Genomic DNA, 24,212 nt, shown 5'->3' on the forward strand with positions numbered 1-24,212 from the left:
AAAGGCGCTGAAAGGTGCCAGCTCGGACGGGGAGGCGGGTCGAGGAATACAGTTCAATCTGTACAGGTAAGACTGTACAACTCAGGCTGTGCATTCTACTGTGGAGCGCATGAACGAGAGCCCGCGCACGTCCCCCTCAGCGGTCCAGGCCTCACGAGAGGTCCGTACGGTCATCGGCCGCCTGCGCCGCCGCATCCTGAACGCCGCCGAAGCCGAGGACATCACCTTCGGACAGGAGTCCGTGCTGACGCGGCTGTCCGGTACGCCCGGCGTCACGGCCAGTCAGCTCGCCTCTGCCGAGGGCGTGCGCCACCAGTCGATGACGGCCACGGTCGCCTCGCTGACCGCCCTGGGGCTCGTGGAACGGCGGCCGGACCCCGATGACGGGCGCCGTCTGCTGATCGCGCTGACCGCGGAGGGGCGCCAACGCGTCGCGGAGGGGCGGCAGGCCCGGCAGGAATGGCTCGCCGGTGAGTTCCAGGAGAGGTGCACGGAGGAGGAACGGCGGGCCGTGATCGCCGCCATGGCCGTACTGGAGCGCCTCACTCATGAATGACCGGACAACGGCGGGGCGGGACGGGACGGCGGTGGCGGGCTTCGACCGGCGGCTGCTGCCGCCGATGATGCTGGGCTCGGTCCTGAACCCGATCAACTCGACGATCATCGCCGTCACGCTCATACCCATCGGCGACGCGCTGGGCGCGCCGCCCTCCCGGACCGCGTGGCTGGTCTCGGCCCTCTACCTGGCCACCGCGCTCGGGCAGCCCGTCATGGGCCGGCTCATCGACATCTTCGGGCCGCGCAGACTCTTCCTCGTCAGCACGAGCCTGGTCGGGGTCGCCGGTGTCGTCGGCACCCTGGCGCCGAACCTGGGCGTGCTGATCGCCTCTCGCGTCCTGCTCGGGTTCGGCACCTGCGCCGGGTATCCCGCCGCGATGGCGCTGGTGCGCAGCGAAGCCAAGCGCACCGGGCAGGACAGTCCCGGCGGGGTGCTGACCGCCCTGGCCGTCGCCAACCAGACCATCGCGGTACTCGGCCCGCTGCTGGGCGGCCTGCTGATCGGGCTGGGCGGCTGGCGCAGCACCTTCGCCCTGAATGTGCCGCTCGCCGCCGTGGCCGTGCTGCTGGGGCTGCTCCGGCTCCCCAAGGAGGCCGGCACCGGGGAGTCCCCGCGGCGTGGGCGCCTCGCCGCCCAGCTCGACCTGCCCGGGATGGCGCTGTTCGCCGCGATGCTCATCTCCCTGCTGCTGTTCCTGATGAACCTTCACCTGCGCGACTGGTACCTGCCGGCGATCACCGCCGCGGCGAGCGCCGCGTTCGCGGTGCGGGAGCTACGGGCCCCCACCCCGTTCATCAACCTGCGGGTACTGGGCGGCAACACGCCGCTGCTGGCCACCTACGGGCGCGCACTGGTCGCCTACATCGTCGCCTACGCCTTCCTCTACGGGTTCACCCAGTGGACGGAGGAGGGCTTCGGGCTCTCGCCCTTCCACGCCGGGCTGGTGCAGATCCCCATGTTCCTGGTGGCCATCGGCGTCTCGGTCGTCACGGGGCGGCGCAAGGGCGTGCGCGGCAAACTGATCGTCGGCGGGCTCGGCCAGATCGCCGCCTGTGCGGTGATGCTGACGCTCACCGGGGACAGCCCGGTGTGGACGCTGGTCCTCGTCGCCCTGATATTCGGCATCCCGCAGGGGCTGAACAGCCTGGCCCTGCAGAACTCGGTCTACTTCCAGTCCGATCCCGAGCGCACCGCCTCCTCGGCCGGACTGCTGCGCACCTTCGCCTACGTCGGCTCGATGGTCGCCTCCTCCACCGCGGCCGCCTCCTTCGGGCAGCGCGCGGACACCGGCGGCATGCACCATCTCGCCTGGATCATGCTCGGCGCGGGTGTGCTCTACCTGCTGCTGACCGTCTTCGACCGCACGCTCGGCCGCGCGGCGGAGCAGGGCACCACGGCCACTGCGCCACAAGCGCCTTAGCCCACCCGGGACTTCGCCCCGCGCGCCGCGCACGCCCTCGACACGGCGCGCAGCGCGGGTGCCCCGTCATCCATGGGGCGCGAGGTCGCCACCGTCGCCGAACGGGCCCGCGCCCTCAGTGCCGCTTCACAGGCGTTCGCCGCCCCGCCTCACCCCGACGCGGTCCAGCGGTAGCGGACGTCGGGCTCCCCCTCTTCGTTGCGGCTGCCGTCGTTGAACCCGACCGCGGTGAAGCCGTGCCGCTCGTAGAAGGCGCGGGCACCGGCATTGCGCTGGAAGGCATAGAGGGCGAGCCCCCCGGGGCTGTGCTCCCTGGCCTTCGCCAGCAGCAGGGTCCCGATGCCCCGGCGTTGCGCACCGGGGCTGAGATAGAGGTGTTCGAGTTCCTCGCCGTCGACCGAGACGAAGCCGACGATCTCCGCCCCGCCTCCCTCCTCGTGGAGTTCGGCCACCCAGACGTCCGTGCCGGGCAGCACGGCGTGGGTCATCCAGCCGAGCGTGGCCTCGTCGCTGTGCACTCCGGGCAGGTACGGCATGGCGGCGGCCCGGGAGGCGAGGAAGAGCCGGGTGAGGGAGCCCGCGTCGTCGGCGCGGGCGTCCCGCAGCCGTACGGTGCCGAGCTGCGGGCGGTTGTCCGGGGCCATCCGGTGTCTCCTGTTCGAAGGGTCGGTGGCCGAAAAGCACGCCGTACCTCATGCGCCACGGTGACCTGGCCATCTGTGATCGAACATACGTCTCCACGGGTCCGGATCTCCATAGAATACGAGTGCCCGCTCCGCCGTTGACGACCGCTCACGGCGCCCGCCCCGGCCGAGGGAAGACGTAACGGTGTACCAGCCCGACGAGTTCGCACTCACCGAGACCGGATACCGGGGCCCGCCGCCCTCCTGGGCCCCCGGCAGCCCCGCGCTGTGGGTCGTGGACGCGCAGCGGGAGGGCGAGCGGGCGCAGCGGCTCGCGCCGGGGATCCTCGACGCGGAGGAGCTCGGGCGGGCCGGGAGCCTGGTCGTCGAGGCCGACCGCCTCTGCTTCGTCGCCTCGCACGTGGCGCTGCGGACGCTGCTGGGGGCCCGGCTGGGCATCGCCCCCGGCGCCGTGCGGCTGACGCGGGAACCGTGTCCGTCCTGCGGCGGGCCGCACGGCCGTCCCGCGACCGGTGGCGGTGTGCACTTCTCCCTCTCGCACACCCGGGGCGTCGCGCTGCTCGCGTTCGCGGACGAGCCGGTGGGGGTGGATGTGGAGCGCACCCCCAAGGCCCGGACCGTGTCGGAGATCGGGGACCAGCTGCATCCGGCGGAGCGCCGGGAACTGGCGGAGCTGCCCGAGGAACAGCGGCCGGCCGCCTTCCTCCGGGCGTGGACCCGCAAGGAGGCGTACCTGAAGGGCAAGGGGATCGGCCTGGCCGGCGGCCTCGCGCACGACCACATGGGCACCGGCCCCCGTCCGGAGCCCGGCCCGCCGGGCTGGACCGTCACCGATGTCGCGGTTCCCGCCGGATACGCGGCGGCGGTCGCCGTCCGCACGGCGGGGCGGGCGCCCGCCCACGGGGGCGACCGGCGAAAATGACCCGGCGGGCAGATCGCACCGACCGACCGATACGGAGGAGTGGCAGATGCCGCACACACGAGCCGGACAGCAGGCGCGTCCCGAGGACCTGACCGATGTGGCACGGCTGGTGACGGCGTACTACACGCTGCACCCGGATCCGGCCGAGGCCGGCCAGCGCGTGGCGTTCGGCACCTCGGGGCACCGGGGGTCGTCGACGGCCACCGCGTTCAACGAGGACCACATCGCCGCGACGAGCCAGGCCATCAGCGAGTACCGGGCTCTGCAGGGCACGGACGGGCCGCTGTTCCTCGGGGCCGACACCCACGCGCTGTCGGAGCCCGCGCAGGTCACCGCCCTCGAAGTGTTCGCGGCGAACGACGTGGCCGTGCTCATCGACTCGGCCGACGGCTACACCCCGACGCCCGCGGTCTCGCACGCCGTCCTCACGTACAACCGCGGCCGTACGTCGCACCTCGCCGACGGTGTGGTGGTCACCCCGTCCCACAACCCGCCCGGTGACGGCGGGTTCAAGTACAACCCGCCGAACGGCGGTCCGGCCGGGTCCGGGGCGACCGGCTGGATCCAGGACCGGGCCAACGAGATCATCGCGGGCGGTCTCAAGGACGTGCGCCGGATGACCCGCGCCCGCGCGCTGGCGGCGCCGTCGACCGGGACGTACGACTTCCTGGGCAGCTACGTGGCGGACCTTCCGTCCGTGCTCGACCTCGACGCGGTGCGCGCGGCCGGCGTACGCATCGGGGCCGACCCGCTGGGCGGGGCGTCGGTCGCGTACTGGGGCCGCATCGCCGAACAGCACCGGCTCGACCTGACCGTGGTCAATCCGCTCACCGACCCCACCTGGCGGTTCATGACGCTGGACTGGGACGGCAAGATCCGCATGGACTGCTCGTCGCCGTACGCGATGGCCTCGCTGATCGGGCAGCGCGACCGCTACGACATCGCCACCGGCAACGACGCCGACGCGGACCGGCACGGCATCGTCACCCCCGACGCGGGCCTGATGAACCCGAACCACTACCTCGCCGTCGCCATCGACTACCTGTACACGCACCGGGACCAGTGGCCCACCGGGGCGGGTGTCGGCAAGACCCTGGTGTCATCCGGAATGATCGACCGGGTCGCCGCCGATATCGGCCGGGAACTGGTCGAGGTGCCGGTCGGGTTCAAGTGGTTCGTGGACGGTCTGGCCGACGGGTCGCTCGGGTTCGGCGGCGAGGAGTCGGCCGGGGCCTCCTTCCTGCGCCGGGACGGCTCGGTGTGGACGACGGACAAGGACGGCATCCTTCTCGCGCTGCTCGCCTCCGAGATCCTCGCGGTGACGGGCGATTCGCCGTCCGAGCGCTACGCCGCGCTGACCTCGCGGTTCGGTGAGCCGGCGTACGCCAGGATCGACGCCCCGGCGGACCGTGAGCAGAAGGCGGTGCTGGCGCGGCTCTCCCCCGAGCAGGTCAGCGCCGACACCCTCGCCGGTGAGCCGGTCACGGCCGTGCTCACCTCCGCGCCGGGCAACGGGGAGGCGATCGGCGGCATCAAGGTGACGACGGAGAACGCCTGGTTCGCCGCCCGCCCCTCGGGCACCGAGGACGTCTACAAGATCTATGCGGAGTCCTTCCTCGGTGCCGAGCACCTGGGCCGCGTCCAGGAGGAGGCCAAGGCCGTCGTCTCGGCGGCCCTGGACGCCTGACGCGGTACGAACGGAAGGCCGCGTTCCCGGCTTCGGTCCGCCTGGGACGCGGCCTTCCGCCCGGTCAGGGAGTGGACACCTTCGGCCGGCAGACCCGCCGTCACCGCGCCGAGCGGCGTGCGGGCCCGGGTGGTGCGGCGTCTGCGGGAGGATCGGGGGTCCTCAGGGGCCACGGTGGATGCCTTCCGGGGGTGGGGGCGGGTTCCGTGACGTCAGTGACCGCCGGGCCCGGAAAGGTCGCCGTCCGTCCGGAGCCGGATCGCGGCGGTGCGCGGGACGGCGGCTTCCCCCGTTCGGCCCCGCGCGGTGGCGGGCCGGACGGCAGGTGCGCAGGCTGTCCCAAGAGCTGCCGGTTCGCCGGGGTGGCGGAGCCTGATGGGGGTGCGAGGTGTCGGACGCCGGTGGAGCGGTCCCCGGTACGGCCGCGGGCGATGCCATGGCGGTGGCTCTCCTGGACGCCCTGTTCAACCAGTCCGCGGTCGGACTGCACGTCCTGGACACGGAGTTGCGGGTGGAGCGCGTCAACGCCCTGTCCGACGCGGTCGGCGCCGAGCAGCTCGTGGGCCTGCACTTCACCGAGGCGTACCGGCTCGATGATCCGGACGAGGCGGAACGGCTGCTGCACCAGGTGCTGGAGAGCGGAACGACCGTGCTCGACCGGGTCATCCGGGGGCGGCTGGCCCAGGCGCCCGGCCCCAGCCACAGCCTTGAGGTCACCCTCCACCGGCTGGACGATCCCGAGGGGCGGCCCCTCGGGGTGCTGGCGGCGGTCATCGACGTCAACGAACGGGAGAAGGCACGCGCGCGGGAGGACTGCCTGACGGCCGTGCGCAGGGAGGTCGGCCACTCCCTCGACGTGGCGGCGGCCTGCGAGGGCCTGGTCGCGGCGCTGGTGCCGCGGTTCGCCGGTTTCGCCGTGGTCGAGGTGGTGGACGAGGTCCTGCGTGGTCTGTCCCCTCCGCTCGGTCCGCTGGGACCCGATGTGCCGCTGCGCCGCGCGGCTCAGCGGGGGCCCGGCGGCGACAACATGGCCGGGGACACGCGGCGGCTGCCCGGCCGTACGCCGTTCGCGCTCGCCGTCACGGATCTGCGCCCCCGGCTGTCCGCGCTCGGCCCGGACACCGCGTGGCTGGCCTCGGATCCGGACAGCGCGCGGTTGGTGGAGGTGTCCGGGGCCCACTCCCTGATCGTGGTCCCGCTGAAACTTCACGGCGCCGTGCTCGGACTGGTGAGTCTCTACCGGTTCGATGGCGTCGAACCGTACGACGAGAACGACCTCGCCCTCGCCCTGACCGCGACCGCCCATGCCGCGCTGAGCATCGAGAACGCGCGGCGCTTCGAGCACGACCACGTGATCGCGTCGACCGTCCAGCGCCGGCTGCTCCCCCGGCACGAGGATGCCCGGATCGCCATCGAGACCGCGCATGTGCTGCTCCCGGGGCGCAACAGCGGCTGCTGGTTCGACACCGTCGGGCTGTCCGGTGCGCGTACCGCGCTGAGCATCGGCAACGTCGCGGGACACGGGCTCCAGACGGCCATCACCATGGGGCAGCTGCGCACGGTCATCCACGCACTGGCCGGCCTCGACCTGGAGCCCGACGAGGTGCTGGCCCGGCTCAACACGACGGCCGACCGGCTGGCGGAGGAGCGCAGGTCGCTGCCGCCCGGCGACTCGCTGCACAGTCAGGCCCTGACGGCGACCTGCATGTACGCGGTCTACGACCCGTTCACCCGGACCTGCACCGTGGCGCGGGCGGGCCATCCGGCGCCGGTCGTCGTCGCGCCCGACGGCAGCCCGGTCTTCCTCGACGTACCGGAGGGTCCGCCGCTCTTCTCCGAGGACAGCGCCCCCTTCGCCACAGCGACGGTCGAGCTCGACGAAGGCAGTGTGCTGGCCTTCCTCACCGGTTCGCTGCTGCCTGACTCCCGGTCCGTGGCCAGGGTGCAGGACGCGCTCGCCTATCCGGACCGCCCGCTGCGGCAGCTGTGCGACGCCATCGTCTACAGCCTGCCGGCCGGTGCCCATCCCGACGGTGCCGCGCTGCTCCTCGCCAGGACCGGTGTGGTTCCGCCCGAACGCTTCGCGACCTGGGAGCTGGCCCACGACCGGACCACACCGGCCATCGCCCGCACGCTCGTCCGGGACCGGCTCGAAGGGTGGAACCTCGACGAGGAGACGATCGAGGCGACCGAGCTCATCGTGAGCGAGCTGATCACCAACGCGGTCCGCTACGGGACCCCGCCGCTGCACCTGCGCCTCCTGCTGGACCGCACCCTCACCTGCGAGGTCCACGACACCAGCCCGGTGGCGCCCCACCTGCGCCACGCGCGCACCGTGGACGAGGGCGGCCGCGGCCTGTTCATCGTGTCGCGGCTCGCCACGCACTGGGGCACCCGGTACGGCAGCGACGGCAAGGCCCTGTGGACCGAACAGGAGATCCCGGCCCCCGACGGCGAAGCCTGACGGGCCGGAATCCGCCAAGTGCACCGGCCCGGAGGGTTGTTGACGCGGGTGCGGCGCAGTGCGGCCGGGTACGGGGGCGCGGGGCGCGGATGTGTCCCCCGCCCGTCATGGCGCGGCCGGTGCGACCGCCTCCGCGGGGCGCCTCCCGGACCAGCCGAGCAGGACCACCGAGCACACGGCGGCGAACGCGCACCAGGTCGAGATGAACTCCAGCCGCCACAGTGCGGCGCAGACCGCGGCCCCGATCGCGGCCAGCCCCCCGAGACACCGCAGCCACCGGTCTCCGGACAGCAGCAGCGATCCGACGGTGGCCAGGAGGTAGCCCGCGACGAGCAGCCCCGGATGCGGCAGGTCGAGCGCATAGCCGAGGGTGTGCCCCCTGATGTGCGCGGTCACGGGCCGGACGGCCAGGGCGTACCCGAGAGCGGCTGACGTCGCGGCGCCGGACGCCAGCGGCACCAGAAGCCGGCGCCGGGCGCTCGGCGGCGCCGCGCACAGGACGCCCACCGGCACCCACAGCGCCAGCAGCGGCAGGGCGATGACGGCCCAGGCCACGGTCGCCGGGCCGGAGCCGCCGTCCGCGCGCCAGACCGCGGACTCGATGATCTGATGGGCGCCCAGCAGCAGTGGAAGCGCCGCGAGCGGCAGGTCCCGGACCCGGCGCGTCCTGATGACACAGGCGGCGCCGATCGCCGCGACGGCGGTGCCTGCGGCCAGATCGGCCGTCGCGCTCCAGCACATGACGCCCCCGGGGGTTCTCGTTCGCGTGGACCGGTCTCCTCCCGGGTCACGCTACGGCCCCCGCGGCGGGCACGGGCCCTGACGCGGCTGCCGTGCGACGGGCTCAGGCCGTCGCGTCCGACCAGGCGTACGGCGGCGGCAGCGGCCCGCCGGCGGGCCCCGCCCCGGCCTCGCCGAGCTCCCGGTCGGCCACGCTCATCAGCTGGGCCGCCACGTCGCGCATCGCACGGCTCGCCGCGAGTTCGTCACCGATGGTGGGAACGTCCGGGTCCTGTGGGCTGCAGCGGGCGACCCCGTGGCCGGTGAGTCTCGCCGTGCCGGTGTCGAGCACCGCCTCCGCCTTCGTCGCGCCGTCCTGCTCGGACAGATCGACGTGGACCGTCCACTCCAACGTCCGGTTCATCGCGCACCTCCCGGCCCGCGCCGGCCGCCATGCGACGCCGCCACACGGGCTCACCCCCAGCATCCACCCGCGCGGGGCGCCCCGCTCGTTCCCGGCCGCCCGGGACGGCTCGGACTGCGCGGATCACCGCACCGAAATAGGATGGGACGAGCCGCGTCCGGAGCAGCCGGCGCGTGGCGTGCCCGATCGGAAGCACTGACCTCCCGGATCGTCCCGCCACCGACCCTGTGGTGCGGCTCACCACCACACGCACTGCGGAGCGGCCCATGAACCGGCGTCGTCCTCCCCGCTCGGCCAGTGCCGAGGAACTGCTGACCACGCTCCAGCACCTCACCTCCCGGGCACGCCGCGAGGTGGAGCTGCATCAGGCCCGGGTGGAGCTGGCCGAGGCCCTGCAGCGGGAGATGCTCCCCTCGTCCCTGCCCTCCCTGCCGGGTCTGCAGACCGCCGCCCGCTACACGCCCGCGCGCAGCGGTCTGGACATCGGGGGCGACTGGTACGACGGATTCCGGCTCCCGGACGGTTCACTCGCGTTCGCCATCGGGGACGTGCAGGGCCACGACGTCGAGGCGGCGGCCTTCATGGGCCAGATCCGGATCGCGATGCGCGCCCTGGCCGTCACCGCGTCCGATCCGGGCGAGGTGGTGCGGCGGACCAATGACCTGCTGCTGTCCGTGGACTCCGGTCTGCTCGCCACCTGCACCTTCGTCCGGATCGACCCGCTCACCCGAGTGCTCCAGAGTGCCCGCGCGGGCCATGTCGCCGCGGTGTGGGCCACGGCGGACGGGCGGTCGGGCACCACGCAGGACGAGGGCGGTCTGCCGCTCGGGATCCAGGCCGACGAGGAGTACCCGGTCACCACCCGGCGCCTCACGACCGCCGGAGCCTTCGTGCTGCTCACCGACGGAGTGATCGAGGGGCCGTCCTACTCGATCGACGAGGGGCTGGACTCGGTGGTCCGCCTGGTGCGCTCCCGGGTCCGCGACGACGCGGACGAACTGGCCGACGCGATCCTGGGAGCGGCCGAGCGCACCGGGCACGAGGACGACGCCGCGGTGCTCGTCCTGCGCCACGACGCGTTTCCCGCCGCCCCTGGATGACAGAGCGATCCCCGGGCCGGGGCGTGTCACGCAGCCGCCTCCCGCCGGGGCCGGTGTCTGATGTGAACCGTGATCCACAGCGAGGAGTACCGGCGCAGGGCGGTGGCACTCCTGCGCGTCCTGGCAGTCGCCGCCGCCTACTTCGCGGCCGGGGGCCTGGGACTTCTGCGGCAGGTGACCGTGCACGGCGCGGTGGTCACACCGCTCTGGCCGCCGACCGGGATCGCCCTGGGGTGCCTGCTGATCCTGGGACTGCGCATCTGGCCCGGGATCGCCATCGGCTCGCTGCTCGTCATCGCCACGCTCAGCGGCCAGGTGACGCCGTCGACGGCCGCCCTCGTGGCGGGCAACACGCTCGCGCCCGTCTGTGCCTGCCTGATACTGCGCATGGTCGGCTTCCGTACGGAGCTGGACCGGCTGCGCGACGGAGTCATGCTGGTCTTCCTGGGTGCGCTGGCCGGGATGGCCGTCAGCGCGACCGTGGGCAGCGCCATGCTGGCGGTCGACGGCAAACTGCCCGCGAGCGGCTTCTGGACGGTCTGGGTGGCGTGGTGGGCCGGGGACGCCATGGGAGTACTCGTGGTCACTCCGCTGGTGCTCGTCGTGCTGCGCAAGCTGCGGATGCCCCGGGTGAGCGACCGGTGGATCGAGGCGAGTGCGCTGCTGATCGTCGCGGTGGCGGGTTCGCTGCTGGCCACCCGGGGCCCGCTGTCGATGCTCTATCTGGTGTTCCCGATCCTCATCTGGGCGGCGCTGCGGTTCCAGCTGGCGGGCAGCGCGCCGTGCGCCCTGCTGGTGTCGGTCCTGGCGGTGGTCGCGGGGACGGAGCAGGTGGGTCCGTTCTCCGGCCACGGCATGGTCGAGGTGATGATCAACCTCACGGTCCTCAACGGGGCCGTGGCGCTGACCTCGCTGCTGCTGGCCGCCGTCGTCGCGGAACAGCAGAACGTCCGCCGCCGGATCGAGCGCGCCTGCGAGGAGCTGGCCGATGTGGTGGACCACCTCGCGCCGGGCAGGTCGGCGGCCGCCTGGCCGTCCCGGGCGAGGGACGAGCGCGAGAGCCGCTGACGCCGGCCCGGGGTCACCCCGGGAAGTGCCGGTCCAGGAAGCCGTTGCGGAAGGTGCCGGCCGGGTCGTACCGGGCCATCAGCTTCTCGAAGTCCGCGTACCCCGGATACAGCGTGCGCAGGACGTCGGGGGCGGTGGAGAACACCTTGCCCCAGTGCGGCCGCGCGCCGAACGGCGCCAGCGCCTCCTCGATCTCCCGGAGGACCGGCGCCACCGCCGCGGTGTCGGGTATCCAGGTGAAGTGGAAGGCCACCGAGTCCCTGCCGGAGGCCGGGCTCAGCCACAGCCCGTCCCCGGCGACGGTACGGATCTCGGAGATCTGCAGCAGCGGGGTGATCCGCTCCCGGATCCTGCCCACCGCCTCGTAGGCAGCCGCGGCGTCCTCCCGTGCCACGAAGTACTCCGACTGCAGCTCGTCCCCGTTGCTGGGGGTGAACTCCAGCCGGAAGTGCGGCAGCCTCCGGTGCCAGGCTCCGGCCGCGCCCTGCTGCCGGGTGCAGTTGCCGGCCGGCACACCGGCGATCGGATGGCGCGGACCGTCGGCGAGCCGTGCGCCCAGCCACACGCCGGGCGCCTGCCGGACGCCCTCGCTCCCCACCCGCTGCTTGAGCCAGACCTGGCCGACCGGCCCGGGGCGCCAGTCGGTGAAGACGCTGACGCTGTACGCGGCCGACATCACCTCGTCGAAATCGCCGGTCAGCCGGGACTCGGGGAGATCCTCGTAGACCCACTGCTGGACGTCGAAGGCGGGGACCACGTCGAGCGTCAGCCGGGTCACCACACCCAGCGCGCCCATGGAGACCACCGCTCCGGGGAAGTCCGCGTCGCCGCGCCGCAGCGAGAGGGTCCCGCCGTCCGCCGTGACCATGTCCAGTGCCCGGACGGCTCCCGCGAGCGACCGGTTCCGGACACCCGAACCGTGGGTTCCGGTCGCGCAGGCGCCGGCCACCGAGATGTGCGGGAGCGAACCCAGGTTGTGCAGGGCGAACCCGCTCTCGTTCAGCTCGCCGGCGAACTCTCCGAAGCGCAGCCCCGCGCTCACCGTCACCGCACCCGCCGCCGGGTCGATCTCGACCACGCGCGGCAGGCCGGCCACCGAGACGAGGTCCCCCGCGGTGTCGGCGACGGCGTTGAAGGAGTGCCGGGTGCCCAGGGCGCGCACCGCGGTGGAGGCGGCCACCGTCTCCCGCAGCTCGGCCTCCGAGCGGGGTACGCACAGTCGCCTGGCCCCGAACGTGACATTGCCGGCCCAGTTCTTCTCCGCGGGAGTCACCGTGCGTCCTCTTTCACTCGTGGCCGGGGGCGGTCTCCCGGCAACGCATTCTCCCAGACAGCCTCGCGGAGCCGTCCGGCGCACAGGTGGCACAGACCAACCACCCGACCACGTAGGGTAGTTGGCAGAGCCGAGGTACATATCCGCACACCGCCCGATTCCACTGCCGCCCAAATACCAACACCCGCACACAGAACCTGTGATCCAGTACGGAACGGGACGAGTTCCGGCTCACACCGCATGTCTGAACTTCACTGGAACTCCAGCGAAATGGCACGTGTGTGGATATCGTGCACCGGGCGAGGGCGCATCCGTCAGTCCCACAGGATCGGCGGATGCGCCCCGTTTATGGAGATGCAACTGTGACTGGGGGGTTCATGGGGCATGTCGAGCTACCCGAATCCGATAGATCAGGACCCGTGGGACTGGCGGGAGCGCCTCGCCCACGGACCGCTTCGCACCGGCCGCGCAGCCAGGAGTTCGACCGGCTGCCACCGGGCCCGACCGTACAGCGCCACCGCTCCACCCGGCCCGGACCGAGGAACGGACCCGGCCGGTACCTGCCGGTCGTCATCTGCTTCGACCTGGTCGGGCTGGGGCTTCCCGGCTGGTTCGTCCTGCGCACCGACGGCGAGCCCGGGGCCCTGGCCTGCGCGGCCGCGGCCGCCCTGGTGTGGTCCGCCGTGCGGGCGGCGCGCGGCCGGTACTCGCTCCGGGCCACGGGCCGCCCGGCCGGGGCGCTGACCGCGTCCGGGGACTGGTTACTGCTCATCGGCGTACTGGCGGTGCTGTGGACCGTGGCCGACGGGTCCGTCGATCCGGCGGCGGCGGTCGTGGCCCTGATCCCGGGCCTGCTGGCGACCACGGCCGTGTCCGGAGTCCGTCAGCTGCCGAGATGGGGGAAGCGGCGGACGGTCCGCCGGGTGCTGGTGGTCGGTGAGGCCGCGGGGGTGGACCGGGCGGTGCGGCTGCTCGGTTCCCGCTCGGACCACGGGTACCTCGTGGTGGCCGCCGTGCCCGTGGGAACGGCGGCGCTGAGCTGCGACACCCCGGTCCCGGGGCGGCTCGCGCCCGCACCCGCCGACGACGACGCCTCGACGGTGCTGGGCTCGGCCTTCGCGCACGAGGCCGACCTGGCGCTGGTGGTGCCTGGCCCGGAGCTCACCGAGGAGCGGTTACGGCGGCTGTCCTGGGGGCTTCACGACGGCGGGCTCGAACTGTCCGTGCTGTCGCACCTCTCGGAGATCGCGCCGGGCCGGGTGCGTCCGACGTCGGCGGCCGGGCTGACCCTGCTGCACATCGTGCCGCCGCTGCGGCGGGGACCGCAGCCCGCGCTCAAGGCCGCGGTGGACCGGACGGGCGCGGCCCTGGGCCTGCTCGCGCTGGCCCCCCTGCTGCTGCTGGTCGCGGCGACGGTCCGGCTCACTTCCTGCGGACCCGTCTTCCACCGGCAGATCCGCCACGGGCAGCACAGCCGGCCGTTCACCATGTGGAAGTTCCGCACGATGATCGCGGACGCCGAACAGCACCGGGCACGGCTCGCCCCGTCCAACGAGATCGACGGGCCGATGTTCAAGATGCGCAGCGACCCCCGGGTCACCCGCGTCGGCCGGCTGCTGCGGCGCTCGTCCCTGGACGAGCTGCCCCAGCTCTTCAATGTCCTCCGGGGTGACATGTCCCTGGTCGGACCGCGTCCGCCACTGCCGGACGAGGTGTCCCGTTACGACGACCGCGAGCTGAGACGGCTCGCGGTCAAACCGGGGCTGACCGGCCTGTGGCAGGTCAGCGGGCGCTCCGACCTGTCCTGGCAGGAGACCGTGTCGCTCGACCTCTGGTACGTGGACAACTGGTCGGTGGCCACGGACATGGGACTCATGGCCCGAACACTGCGCGCCGTCACCGACGGCCGCGGGGCGTACTGAGAGCGGCGGGAGCGGATGCGAGGAGCGGGAGGGGGCCGGGTGGACGGCGGCGCGACGGCGTCCGTCCACCCGGCCGGGGAGGCCGCCCCCGGCCGCCGGTCAGACCTGGGCGCCGTGCCGCTGGAGCCACCACGCGTAGGTGCCGGCGATTCCCTCACGCAGTCCGATCCTCGGCGCGAAGCCGAGAGAGGCCAGCCGGGACACGTCCAGCAGCTTGCGCGGGGTGCCGTCCGGCTTGGTGGTGTCCCATTCGACGATTCCCTGATAGAACGTCACATCAGCTACGGTGGAAGCCAGTTCACGGATCGTCAGGTCATTTCCGGAGCCGACGTTGACGGGTGCGTCGCCGTCGTAGCGCTCCAGCAGCAGTACGCAGGCGGCGGCCAGATCGTCGACGTGCAGGAACTCCCGCCGGGGGCTTCCGGAGCCCCAGAGCGTGACGGCCGGCGCCCCGCTCCGCTGCGCCTCGTGGAAGCGGCGGATCAGCGCGGGCAGGACGTGCGAGGTCTCCAGGTCGAAGTTGTCACCCGGTCCGTAGAGATTGGTGGGCATGGCGCTGATGTACGCGGCGCCGTACTGCCGGCGGTAGGACTGGGTCTGCACGATCCCGGCGATCTTCGCGAGCGCGTAGGCCTCGTTGGTCGGCTCCAGCGGGCCGGTCAGCAGGGCGCTCTCGGGGATGGGCTGCGGGGCCCGCTTGGGGTAGATGCAGGACGAGCCGAGAAAGAGCAGCCGTTCGACGCCCGCCGCGTGCGCCCCGGCGATCACGCTCAGCTGGATCCGCAGGTTCTCCTCCAGGAACTGCACCGGGTACGTGCTGTTGGCCATGATCCCGCCGACCTTGGCGGCGGCCAGCACCACGGCGTCCGGCCGTGTGTCCCGCAGAAAGGCCGCGGTCCGCTCGGCGTCGCAGAGGTCCAGACGGTCGCGGCCGCGAGTGATCGTCTCATGGCCTTCGGCGGTGAGACGGCGCACCACCGCCGAGCCCACCAGACCGCGGTGGCCGGCGACGAACACACGGGCGCCGGGTCGTAGCAGAGAGGGGACGGATTCCTGGGGAGGGCCGGGGAGATCAGTCGTCATGGCTCGGATTGTGCCAGCAGCTCCATGACGCGGTGACGTTTTACCGCAGATCGCTCAAACTCTGAAATTTCGGCGACCAACAGCCTCTCGGGCGACCACAGAAGGGGGAGACGTGGCGAAGACCGCGCTCATCACCGGCGTGACCGGACAGGACGGTTCGTACCTGTCCGAGCTGCTCCTGCAGAAGGGGTACACGGTCCATGGACTCATCCGCCGTTCGTCGAGCTTCAACACCGAGCGGATCGACCACATCTACCAGGGCCCGGAGGAGGAGGACCGCTCCTTCGTCCTGCATCACGCCGATCTCGCCGACGGTGTCGCCCTGGTGAACCTGCTGCGCGACATCCGGCCCGACGAGGTCTACAACCTCGGCGCGCAGTCGCACGTCCGGGTCTCCTTCGACGCCCCGCTCTACACGGGCGACATCACCGGGCTCGGCACGATCCGCCTCCTGGAGGCCGTGCGCGCCAGCGGTATCGACACCCGTCTCTACCAGGCGTCCTCCTCGGAGATGTTCGGCGCCAGCCCGCCGCCGCAGAACGAGCACACCCCGTTCCATCCGCGCAGCCCGTACAGCGTCGCGAAGGTCTACTCGTACTGGTCCACGGTCAACTACCGTGAGGCGTATGGGATGTTCGCGGTCAACGGAATCCTGTTCAACCACGAGTCCCCGCGCCGCGGCGAGACGTTCGTGACCCGGAAGATCACGCGCGGGGTGGCCCGGATCAAGGCGGGGCTCCAGACACATCTGCATCTGGGGAACCTGGACGCGGTACGTGACTGGGGTTACGCCCCCGAGTACGTCGACGCGATGTGGCGGATGCTCCAGTGCGACACCCCGGACGACTACGTGGTGGCCACCGGTGAGGGGGTCAGCGTCCGGCAGTTCCTGGAGTACGCCTTCGAGCACGCCGGTCTGGACTGGCGCGAGCACGTCCGCCACGACGCGAAGTACGAGCGCCCCAGCGAGGTCGACGCGCTGATCGGGGACGCGTCCAAGGCGGCGGAACTCCTCGGCTGGAAACCGGCCGTGAAGTCGCGGGAGCTGGCCCGGATCATGGTCGACGCGGATGTCAGGCAGCTGGCCGACCAGCTCACCGGGGCCGCGGTGCGGGTGGACCGGTGAGCCGCCCAGGGGGCCGCGGACGGGCGCGCGGCGGGGTGCTGGGCGCCGTCCTCGCGCTCACGGCCGGGGCGCTCACCGCCTCCGCGGCCACCGCTCCCCCGGCCGCCGCACTGACCCCGCCCGTCGGCTTCACCGCCGACGACCTCGCCACCTACCAGACGAACGGCATCGTCTGGTCGCTCGCCGAGGCGAACGGCGTCGTCTACGCGGGCGGCACGTTCACCGACGTGCGCCCGGCCGGCTCCCCGGCGGGCAGCGGCACCACCCCGGCGGTCAACTTCGCCGCGTTCGACGCCGCCACCGGCGCACCCGTCGGCTGCTCGCTCTCCTTCACCCGGAGCAGCGGCACGGCGACCGTGCGGGCGCTCGCCGTCTCGCCCGACAAGTCCACGCTGTACGTGGGCGGTTACTTCAACAGGGTCAACGGGACGGGCGCCAACGGGCTGGTGGCCGTCAACACCGCCGACTGCACGCTGCGTCCGGGCTTCGCGCCGAACTTCGGGGCGACCGTGCGGGCGCTGGACGTGGCGGGGGACGGGACCGTCTACGCCGGAGGCGACTTCCAGAGCCTCAACAGCCAGACCCGCCGCTTCTTCGGCGCGGTCACGGCCGCCGGTGCGGTGACCGCGTGGAACCCGGACGCCGACGATCCGGGCAGGACCCTGAAGGTCACCCCGGACGGGCGGAACGTGCTGATCGGCGGCGACTTCTTCACGGTGGGCGGCGCGAGCTCGCACGCCCTCGCGGTGACCAGCGCCGCTTCCGGCGCGCTGACCCGCGCCTACACCGGCAACTTCATCCCGTCGTCCGCCGTGATCAAGGACATCATCACCGACCCCGCGTCGAACGGCTGGTACGCGGGCGGCGAGGGGGCCGGCGGTGCCTCCTTCGACGGCCGCCTGGCCATGGGGCTCGACACCTTCGACCAGCGCTGGCGGGACACCTGCCAGGGCGCCACACAGGCCCTGCGGGTCTACCGGGGGGTGCTCTACGCGGGCAGCCATGTCCACGACTGCTCGACCATGGGCGGGTTCCCCGACCAGGTCCGCAAGCACCTCACCGCCCAGTCGGTCGACGATCCCGCCATGCTGGGCTGGCTCCCGGACACCAATGACGGCATCGGTGAACCGGTGGGGCCGCGCGCCCTGACCGTCTCGTCGCGGGGCGGCCGCGACTTCCTCTGGGTGGGCGGCGAGTTCACCACGGTGAACGGGGTGGCGCAACAGGCGCTGACCCGGTTCGCCACCGCGCCGGACACCGGGGCGCCCTCCGTACCCGTGGTGAGCCTCTCGGCGCCGCGGGCCGGTGAGGTGCGGGTCAGCTGGCGTGCGAGCCTGGACCTGGACGACAGCCTTCTGACCTACCGGGTGTACCGCGACGGCGGCTCGACGCCCGTCCGTACGACGACCGGTTCCTCACTCTTCTTCAGCAGGCCCCAGCTCACCTTCACCGACACCGATGTCGTGGCGGGCCGGAGCTACTCGTACCGGGTCACGGCGAGCGACGGCACCAACACCAGCGCGCTGTCCGCCAACGCCTCGGTCACCGCGGCCGCTTCGTCGAGTCCGTACGCGCGGCGGGTGCTCGCCGACGGGGCGGATCTGTACTGGCGCTACGACGAGGCGGGCGGCGCGTTCGCCGCCGACGCCTCGGACAACGACGACGGCGGCGTGTACGTGAACGCCCCCGGGTACCGTGCGACGCCGGCGGCCGTGGCCGGTTCCGCGGCGCTCGCCCTCAACGGCACCGACGAGTACGTCCACAGCGACCGGCTGCACCACTACACGTCACCGACCCCGTACTCCATCGAGACCTGGTTCCGTACGGGAACGAACCGGGGCGGCCGGATCGTCGGCTTCGGCAACAACATCGGCAGCACACAGGGCCACACCAGCGGGATCTCCGACAAGCTCCTCTACCTCACCGACAACGGGCGCCTCGCCTTCGGCGTCCAGGTCGGCAGCACCAGCAGCCGCCCGACCATCACCTCGGCCGCCTCGTACAACGACAACGTGTGGCACCACGCGGTGGCCACCCAGGGACCGTCCGGTATGCGGCTGTACGTGGACGGCGTGTCCGCCGGCTCCAACACCACGGCCGGCAACCGCTCGTACAACGGGTACTGGCGGGTCGGCGGGGACGCCATGACCAACGGCTGGCCAAACCGCCCCACCAGCACCTATTTCGCGGGGCAGGTCGACGAGACGGCGATCTATCCGTCGGCGCTGACCGCGGCGCAGGTGTCCGCGCACCACGATCTGGCGGACACCCCGCAGGGCCCCGGGGACACCACGGTCACGCTGACGCCGACGGAGGACGCGTACGTCAACGGCGTCGCCGCGAACACCACGTACAACGACAGCCAGCTCGCCTCGCGGGGCACCACGGCGTATCTGAGCTACCTCAGGTACGCGCTGCCCGCCGCCCCGGCCGGGCTGGAGCTCAAGAGCGCCCGTTTCGCCTTCCGTACCTCGTCGGACCCCACGGCGGGGTCGGCCGACAGCCACACCCTCGTGCCGGTCACCGGCGCGTGGACCGAGTCGTCGGTCACCTACAACTCCCGGCCGTCGCTTTCCCCGACGGTGCTGGGGACCATCTCCGGCGCGACCGACGTCTCCACCGACTACTCGGTGGAGCTGGACGCGCCGGCGCTGGGCGGAGCCCTCGGCTCCGCCTACTCACTCGCCCTCACCAGCGGCGGAGCGGACTCGCTCCGCATCTGGTCGGGCGAGGTCGCAACCGCGGCCCACCGGCCGCAGCTCGTTCTCACCTTCGGAGCTGAATGATGAACGAAAGTACGGGGCGCAGATCCCGTGGGCGCGGCCGGGTACGGGCCGCGGCCGCCGCGCTCTGCCTGCTCGCCGGGGCCCTGAGCGCCGCCGCTGCCGGGGGCTCCCCGGCCACGGCGCTCACCGCGCCGGTCTCGCTCACCGCCGACGACCTCTCCACCTGGCAGACCAACGGCATTGTCTGGTCGATGGCCGCGTCGGACGACGGGGTCGTCTACGCGGGCGGCACGTTCTCCACCGTTCGGCCACCGGGCGCATCCGCCGGGACGTCCGAACAGCCGGCGGTGAACTTCGCCGCCCTCGACGCCTCGACCGGTGCGCCGACCGGCTGCAGTCTGTCGTTCACGCTCTCCTCGGGAACCGCGACCGTGCGGTCACTCGCCCTCTCCCCCGACGGCAAAACCCTCTACGCGGGGGGCCAGTTCGGATCGGTGAGCGGTGTCGGCGTGAGCAATATCGCGGCCATCGACACGGCGACCTGCACCCCGCGCACGGACTTCAAGGTCGCCGTCTCCGCCACCGTCCGGGCCATCGCGGTCACCGACGACACGGTCTATCTCGGCGGTGACTTCAACAGTGTCGCGGGGCAGACCCGGAACAAGTTCGCCGCGCTCACCACGGGTGCGGAGCTGAAGCCCTGGACCGCCAACACGGACGAGGTCGGCCGGGCCGTCGAGGTCACTCCCGACGGGCGGCACGTGGTGATCGGCGGCGACTTCTTCACCGTCAACGGCACCGCGTCACACGCGCTCGCGGTGGTGAACGCGACGACGGGCGCCCTGGACAAGAGCTACCCGGGCTTCATCCCGAACACCTCGACGGTGCAGGACCTCACCTCGGACGCCACCAAGTTCTACACCGCCAACGAGGGCACCGGGGGCGGTGTCTTCGACGGCCGGATCGCACTGGACCTGGGCACCTTCCAGCAGGTGTGGCGGGACACCTGCCTCGGTGCCACGCAGGCCATCCTGGTGCACAAGGGGGTGCTCTACAGCGGCAGTCACGCCCATGACTGCGCCTCCATGGGTGAGTTCCCGGACCAGCCGCGCAAGCATCTGCTGGCGCAGTCCGTGGACGACCCCAAGCTGCTGCCGTGGTTCCCGGACACCAATGACGGGATCGGGGAGCCGGTCGGTCCGCGCGTGATGGCGCAGACCGACAAGGGCGGGCATCACTACCTCTGGGTGGGCGGCGAGTTCACCACCGTCAACAGCAAACCGCAGCAGGCCCTGACCCGCTTCGCCGACGGCCCGGACACCGGGGCGCCCTGGGTACCCAACGTCAGCGTCTCCACGGTCGCCCCGAACAAGGTGGACGTGAACTGGCAGACGAGCTTCGACACGGACGACGGTGAGCTCACCTACCGGATCTACAAGGACGGCGCGAGCACACCCGTGTACACGACGACGGGCTACTCGGTGTTCTGGGACCGCCCGCAACTGCGGTGGACCGACACGAACGTGGCACCGGGCGAGACGCACACGTACCGGATCACCGCGAGCGACGGAACCAACACCAGCGCCAAGTCTCCTGCCGTGAGTGCGACCGTGGCGGCGAAGGCCGAGAGCTACCCGGTCAGGGTGCTGTCCGACGGAGCGAGCCTGTACTGGCGCTACGACGAGGGCACCTCCACGTTCGCCGCCGACACGAGCGCGGGTCTGGACAACGGCTTCCTGCGCAACACACCCTCCTACCGGCAGACCCCGGCGGCCGTGTCCGGGCCCTCGACCGCCATCGGGTTCAACGGGACCAATCAGTACGCCTACAGCAACCGGAGCCACACCCAGACCACGAGATTCTCCGTGGAGACGTGGATCAAGACGACGACGACCCGGGGCGGGAAGATCATCGGCTTCGGCACCAACACCATGGAAACCAGCGGCAAGTACGACAAGCATGTGTACATGCTCAACAACGGGCGCCTCACCTTCGGCACCCACAACGGCGGCGGCCGGACCGTCAGCACGTCCGCGGCCTACAACGACGGCGCCTGGCACCATGTCGTCGCCACCCAGGGTTCCGGCGGCATGGCCCTGTACGTGGACGGACAGCTCCGCGCCTCGAACCCGCTGTACACCACGAACGAGAGCTACACCGGCTACTGGCGGGTGGGCGGGGACAACCTGGCGACCTGGCCGAACCGTCCGACGAGCGACTTCTTCGCCGGACAGATCGACGAGACCGCCGTGTACCCGACCGCGCTGACCGCTGCCCAGGTCAGTGCCCACTACGCCCTGAGGACGGGTGGATGAGATCTCCGTTCCTGGCCGGCGCCGTCGTCGTCATCACGACGGCGGCGCTGGCCGCCTGCGGCTCGTCGTCCGACAACGGCGCCGGGAAGGCGTCGGCCACCGGTCCCGCCACCTCGGCGGGACCGGTGGCCGGCGCGCCCGCGGATCCGGACGGCTCCGCTTCCGAAGGCCCGCAGGCCTCGCACTCCAGTGAGCCACCGAAAACCCCTACCGACCAACTCACCCCGGCCACAGGCACGTTCACCAAGAAACAGAAGAAGTACCTGGTCGACCGGGTTCCCAAGGGCATGGACCCGGCGGCGGTCCTCCAGACCGGTCAGGCGACCTGTGACCGGCTGACGTACCTGGTCAAGGTCGACCGGGACACCGCCGTCGGCGCCGTGGCCACGGGCGAGATCGCCGACGCGGAGCCCGCCGTCACCCATCTGTGCACCCAGCACAAGGGGCTCGTGGAGCAGGCCTCGCGGGCGTACCCCGACGGCACGTACGAGGGCGCGCGGCTCCGGCCGGGCCGCTACCGCGATGTCGCGCCCACGAAGAACTGCGGCTGGGAGATCACCGGGGCGAACGGCAAGAGGCTGGCCTCGGGATCCACGGACGACGGGAAGCGGACCCGCATCACGATCCCGGAGGCGGCCCGCGCCTTCACCTCCACAGGCTGCTACGCCTGGCTGCCCGAAGGAGACAACGGATGAACAAGCTGCCGATAGCCGTGGCGATCCCCACGAAGAACGAGGGGCTCAACATCGCGGAGGCGGTGAAGTCGGTCCTCGGCCACTTCGAGGCGGTCGTGGTGGTCGACTCGCACAGTACGGACGACACGGCGAAGATCGCCGCGGAGTGCGGGGCCGAGGTCGTCATGTACACCTGGGACGGCGGGCATCCCCGGAAGAAGCAGTGGTGCCTGGACCACGTCCGCACGGACCTGGACTGGATCCTGCTGCTCGACGGGGACGAGCGGCTGAGCCCCGGCCTGCTGGCCGAGCTGCGGCAGGTCTTCGCGGAGCCGGACGCGCCGAGGCCCGCCGCGTACGACATTCCGCTGGGGTACTGGTTCTCCGGGAAGCGGCTGCGGCACGGTTACACCATCCGCAAGCGGTCGCTGACCGACCGCACTCGCAGCCGGTACCCGGAGGTGGGGGATCTCGACGCGCCCGGCATCGGTGAGGTCGAGGGCCATTACCAGCCGGTCGCGGAGAGTGCCGGTTCCCTGCGCCATCCGATCGAGCACCAGGATCTCGACCCGGTGACCGCCTGGTTCGAGCGGCACAACCGCTACTCGGACTGGGAGGCGTGGCTGGAGCACCATCCCGAGGTCAAGGAGCAGGTGCGCCGGGTCAAGTCCCGCCAGGGGCAGCTGTTCCACAAGGCGCCGTTCAAGCCGCTGGTGTCCTTCGCGTACATGTACGTGTACCGGCGGGGCTTCCTGGACGGGCGGGCGGGGCTCGACTTCGCCCTGGCGATGAGCTTCTACCGGTGGCAGATCGCCCTGAAGTCGCGTGCGGTGCCCGCTCCTTGAGTCACCGGCGCTTCCGGCGGACCACGTTCTCGTAGGTCCGCCGGAGCGTCCGGGTCACGACGTCGATGGTGAAGTGCTCACCGACCAGCTCCCAGGCGGCCTGCCCCGCCTCGGCGTTGGCCCTGGGCTCCAGCAGTTCCAGGACCGCCCGCGCGACCTTCCCCGCGTTGGCCGCGTCCTCGCCGACCCGGCTGTCGATCACCCGGCCCGCACCGGCCCGCGCCACGTCGGGCCCGAGGCCGCAGGTGCGGGTGATGACCACGGGGGTGCCGACGGACATCGCTTCGAGGACCGAGACGCCGAGGGGTTCCTCGATGGAGGGCAGGACGTACACATCGGCCTGCCGCCCGGCCGCCAGCACCTCTTCGTGGCCGAGGGGCCCGACGTGGTCGAGCGAGTCCAGTACGCCCAGCTCACGGGCCAGCCGGAGCGTGCCGGCCAGCGCCCCGGTATCGGGGCCCGCCAGCACGAACCTGGCGTCCGGGTGCTCGGCCAGGACCGCGGGCATCGCGGCGACGAAGTCCTCGGGGCGCTTGCGCTCCTGTATCCGGGCGAGGAAGAGCACCGTCGGCGGCCGCGCGGGGTCCCGGCCGGGCTTGCGCTCCTGCGGCCGTACACCGTTGACCAGGCGCACCGTCCGGGTGAGCGGTACCGGGGCCGCGACGGCGTTCACATCGATCCGCTCGGTCTCGGTGAGGTGCAGCACCGCGTCCGCGCCGCGCAGGACCCTGCGTACGCCCAGCAGATCGGTCAGCTGCGCCACCCGCTTCTCGGTCGGGTCCACCATGCCGTGCGTCTGGACGACCAGCGGGGTGCCGGAGGCCAGCGCCAGCAGTCCGGCGGGCAGCGTCACCAGATCGCGCATCAGGTGTACGTGGACGATGTCGGCGCCGCGCATCATCCGGCGGGCGGCCAGCAGCAGCGGCCCGGAGGTGATGCCGCTGACCTCGAACCTCGGCAGCAGGTGGCGGGCCTGGTAGAGGTGGGCGGGCACCCCTTCCACCCGGGACGGCAGCGGGCCGTCGAAGCCGTCGCCCAGGGCCATGATCCGGGCGTCGTCCCCCTCGGCGCGCTGGACCTTGGAGAGGTTCAGGGCCACCCGGGTCGGACCGCCGAAGGCGTGGTCGGGAGTGTGCAGTGTGACGACGTGCAGGATCTTCACCAGGGTTCCCCTCGACCTCGGCAGCTGGTCTCAGACTAGTCATCAGATCTCCCCAAGTGGGTTGATTCGTTAGAGTGT

Annotated in this window: 19 protein-coding genes; 13 read left to right on the top strand and 6 right to left on the bottom strand. The window is 72.0% G+C overall.

Annotated elements, in window-relative coordinates:
- The first annotated feature begins 109 nt into the window (after positions 1 to 109).
- Positions 110 to 556, top strand: coding sequence for a MarR family winged helix-turn-helix transcriptional regulator (locus tag ACIO3R_RS21095; RefSeq protein WP_402107641.1), 447 nt, complete (start codon positions 110 to 112; stop codon positions 554 to 556).
- Positions 549 to 1,979 (top strand): MFS transporter, encoded by a 1,431-nt coding sequence (locus tag ACIO3R_RS21100; protein ID WP_402107644.1) that lies wholly within the window; start codon positions 549 to 551, stop codon positions 1,977 to 1,979. The genes ACIO3R_RS21095 and ACIO3R_RS21100 overlap by 8 nt, the downstream gene beginning before the upstream one ends.
- A 149-nt stretch (positions 1,980 to 2,128) precedes the next feature.
- Here ACIO3R_RS21100 and ACIO3R_RS21105 read toward each other — a convergent pair whose 3' ends face one another.
- A complete protein-coding gene (locus ACIO3R_RS21105; protein WP_385032035.1) occupies positions 2,129 to 2,623 on the bottom strand; it encodes a GNAT family N-acetyltransferase in 495 nt (164 codons plus the stop codon).
- A gap of 184 nt (positions 2,624 to 2,807) precedes the next feature.
- Here ACIO3R_RS21105 and ACIO3R_RS21110 point away from each other — a divergent pair, with 184 nt between their 5' ends.
- From ACIO3R_RS21110 to ACIO3R_RS21120, 3 genes are all read left to right on the top strand, one after another.
- Complete coding sequence (locus ACIO3R_RS21110) at positions 2,808 to 3,545, top strand: 4'-phosphopantetheinyl transferase family protein (RefSeq protein ID WP_402107647.1); 738 nt, start codon at positions 2,808 to 2,810, stop codon at positions 3,543 to 3,545.
- A gap of 46 nt (positions 3,546 to 3,591) precedes the next feature.
- Positions 3,592 to 5,232 (top strand): phosphoglucomutase (alpha-D-glucose-1,6-bisphosphate-dependent), encoded by a 1,641-nt coding sequence (gene pgm, locus ACIO3R_RS21115; RefSeq protein ID WP_385032098.1) that lies wholly within the window; start codon positions 3,592 to 3,594, stop codon positions 5,230 to 5,232.
- Between the two features lie 388 nt (positions 5,233 to 5,620).
- Positions 5,621 to 7,696: a SpoIIE family protein phosphatase gene (locus ACIO3R_RS21120; RefSeq protein ID WP_402107649.1), complete on the top strand. Its 2,076-nt coding sequence runs from the start codon at positions 5,621 to 5,623 to the stop codon at positions 7,694 to 7,696.
- A gap of 105 nt (positions 7,697 to 7,801) precedes the next feature.
- Here the strand turns inward: ACIO3R_RS21120 and ACIO3R_RS21125 are convergent, their stop codons facing one another.
- Together ACIO3R_RS21125 and ACIO3R_RS21130 are read right to left on the bottom strand one after the other, a co-directional pair.
- Positions 7,802 to 8,437, bottom strand: coding sequence for a DUF6629 family protein (locus ACIO3R_RS21125; RefSeq protein ID WP_402107652.1), 636 nt, complete (start codon positions 8,435 to 8,437; stop codon positions 7,802 to 7,804).
- Between the two features lie 103 nt (positions 8,438 to 8,540).
- On the bottom strand, positions 8,541 to 8,840 hold the full coding sequence (locus ACIO3R_RS21130) for a DUF1876 domain-containing protein (protein WP_385032029.1): 300 nt from the start codon (positions 8,838 to 8,840) through the stop codon (positions 8,541 to 8,543).
- Between the two features lie 266 nt (positions 8,841 to 9,106).
- Here ACIO3R_RS21130 and ACIO3R_RS21135 point away from each other — a divergent pair, with 266 nt between their 5' ends.
- Together ACIO3R_RS21135 and ACIO3R_RS21140 are read left to right on the top strand one after the other, a co-directional pair.
- Complete coding sequence (locus tag ACIO3R_RS21135) at positions 9,107 to 9,940, top strand: PP2C family protein-serine/threonine phosphatase (RefSeq protein WP_385032026.1); 834 nt, start codon at positions 9,107 to 9,109, stop codon at positions 9,938 to 9,940.
- A 69-nt stretch (positions 9,941 to 10,009) separates the two neighbouring features.
- Complete coding sequence (locus ACIO3R_RS21140) at positions 10,010 to 11,008, top strand: MASE1 domain-containing protein (protein WP_385032023.1); 999 nt, start codon at positions 10,010 to 10,012, stop codon at positions 11,006 to 11,008.
- A gap of 13 nt (positions 11,009 to 11,021) precedes the next feature.
- Here ACIO3R_RS21140 and ACIO3R_RS21145 read toward each other — a convergent pair whose 3' ends face one another.
- A complete protein-coding gene (locus tag ACIO3R_RS21145; RefSeq protein ID WP_402107657.1) occupies positions 11,022 to 12,281 on the bottom strand; it encodes an FAD-binding protein in 1,260 nt (419 codons plus the stop codon).
- 419 nt (positions 12,282 to 12,700) lie between these two features.
- Between ACIO3R_RS21145 and ACIO3R_RS21150 the strand changes: the two genes are divergently transcribed.
- The gene (locus tag ACIO3R_RS21150; RefSeq protein WP_385032016.1) at positions 12,701 to 14,203 is read left to right on the top strand and encodes an exopolysaccharide biosynthesis polyprenyl glycosylphosphotransferase; all 1,503 of its coding nucleotides are present in this window, start codon (positions 12,701 to 12,703) and stop codon (positions 14,201 to 14,203) included.
- 99 nt (positions 14,204 to 14,302) lie between these two features.
- Here the strand turns inward: ACIO3R_RS21150 and ACIO3R_RS21155 are convergent, their stop codons facing one another.
- Positions 14,303 to 15,286: a GDP-L-fucose synthase family protein gene (locus ACIO3R_RS21155; RefSeq protein WP_402107659.1), complete on the bottom strand. Its 984-nt coding sequence runs from the start codon at positions 15,284 to 15,286 to the stop codon at positions 14,303 to 14,305.
- 112 nt (positions 15,287 to 15,398) lie between these two features.
- On the opposite strand from ACIO3R_RS21155, the gene gmd reads away from it, so the two are divergent.
- The 5 genes from gmd to ACIO3R_RS21180 are packed head-to-tail and all read left to right on the top strand — an operon-like array spanning position 15,399 to position 22,972.
- Entirely contained in the window at positions 15,399 to 16,412 is a 1,014-nt protein-coding gene (gene gmd / locus ACIO3R_RS21160; protein WP_385346194.1) for a GDP-mannose 4,6-dehydratase, read from the top strand.
- A complete protein-coding gene (locus ACIO3R_RS21165; protein WP_402107663.1) occupies positions 16,409 to 19,198 on the top strand; it encodes a LamG-like jellyroll fold domain-containing protein in 2,790 nt (929 codons plus the stop codon). The genes gmd and ACIO3R_RS21165 overlap by 4 nt, the downstream gene beginning before the upstream one ends.
- Positions 19,198 to 21,453 (top strand): LamG-like jellyroll fold domain-containing protein, encoded by a 2,256-nt coding sequence (locus tag ACIO3R_RS21170; protein ID WP_402107827.1) that lies wholly within the window; start codon positions 19,198 to 19,200, stop codon positions 21,451 to 21,453. Before ACIO3R_RS21165 ends, ACIO3R_RS21170 begins: the two co-directional genes overlap by 1 nt.
- Positions 21,450 to 22,148, top strand: a complete 699-nt coding sequence (locus ACIO3R_RS21175; RefSeq protein WP_402107666.1) for a hypothetical protein — start codon at positions 21,450 to 21,452, stop codon at positions 22,146 to 22,148. Before ACIO3R_RS21170 ends, ACIO3R_RS21175 begins: the two co-directional genes overlap by 4 nt.
- A complete protein-coding gene (locus ACIO3R_RS21180) occupies positions 22,145 to 22,972 on the top strand; it encodes a glycosyltransferase family 2 protein (protein ID WP_385035413.1) in 828 nt (275 codons plus the stop codon). Before ACIO3R_RS21175 ends, ACIO3R_RS21180 begins: the two co-directional genes overlap by 4 nt.
- A 1-nt stretch (position 22,973) precedes the next feature.
- On the opposite strand, the gene ACIO3R_RS21185 is transcribed toward ACIO3R_RS21180, so the two are convergent.
- Positions 22,974 to 24,134 (bottom strand): glycosyltransferase, encoded by a 1,161-nt coding sequence (locus ACIO3R_RS21185; protein WP_385035411.1) that lies wholly within the window; start codon positions 24,132 to 24,134, stop codon positions 22,974 to 22,976.
- Between the last annotated feature and the right edge of the window lie 78 nt (positions 24,135 to 24,212).

Source organism: Streptomyces sp. NPDC087428 (genome assembly GCF_044744085.1).
GTDB lineage: Bacteria > Actinomycetota > Actinomycetes > Streptomycetales > Streptomycetaceae > Streptomyces.

Bases quoted from the DNA above. Each gene is read 5' to 3' on its own strand.
- ACIO3R_RS21095 (WP_402107641.1), top strand. From the start codon at position 110: ATGAACGAGAGCCCGCGCACGTCCCCCTCAGCGGTCCAGGCCTCACGA.
- ACIO3R_RS21100 (WP_402107644.1), top strand. From the start codon at position 549: ATGAATGACCGGACAACGGCGGGGCGGGACGGGACGGCGGTGGCGGGC.
- ACIO3R_RS21105 (WP_385032035.1), bottom strand. From the start codon at position 2,623: ATGGCCCCGGACAACCGCCCGCAGCTCGGCACCGTACGGCTGCGGGAC.
- pgm (WP_385032098.1), top strand. From the start codon at position 3,592: ATGCCGCACACACGAGCCGGACAGCAGGCGCGTCCCGAGGACCTGACC.
- ACIO3R_RS21125 (WP_402107652.1), bottom strand. From the start codon at position 8,437: ATGTGCTGGAGCGCGACGGCCGATCTGGCCGCAGGCACCGCCGTCGCG.
- ACIO3R_RS21130 (WP_385032029.1), bottom strand. From the start codon at position 8,840: ATGAACCGGACGTTGGAGTGGACGGTCCACGTCGATCTGTCCGAGCAG.
- ACIO3R_RS21135 (WP_385032026.1), top strand. From the start codon at position 9,107: ATGAACCGGCGTCGTCCTCCCCGCTCGGCCAGTGCCGAGGAACTGCTG.
- ACIO3R_RS21155 (WP_402107659.1), bottom strand. From the start codon at position 15,286: ATGACGACTGATCTCCCCGGCCCTCCCCAGGAATCCGTCCCCTCTCTG.
- ACIO3R_RS21170 (WP_402107827.1), top strand. From the start codon at position 19,198: ATGAACGAAAGTACGGGGCGCAGATCCCGTGGGCGCGGCCGGGTACGG.
- ACIO3R_RS21175 (WP_402107666.1), top strand. From the start codon at position 21,450: ATGAGATCTCCGTTCCTGGCCGGCGCCGTCGTCGTCATCACGACGGCG.
- ACIO3R_RS21180 (WP_385035413.1), top strand. From the start codon at position 22,145: ATGAACAAGCTGCCGATAGCCGTGGCGATCCCCACGAAGAACGAGGGG.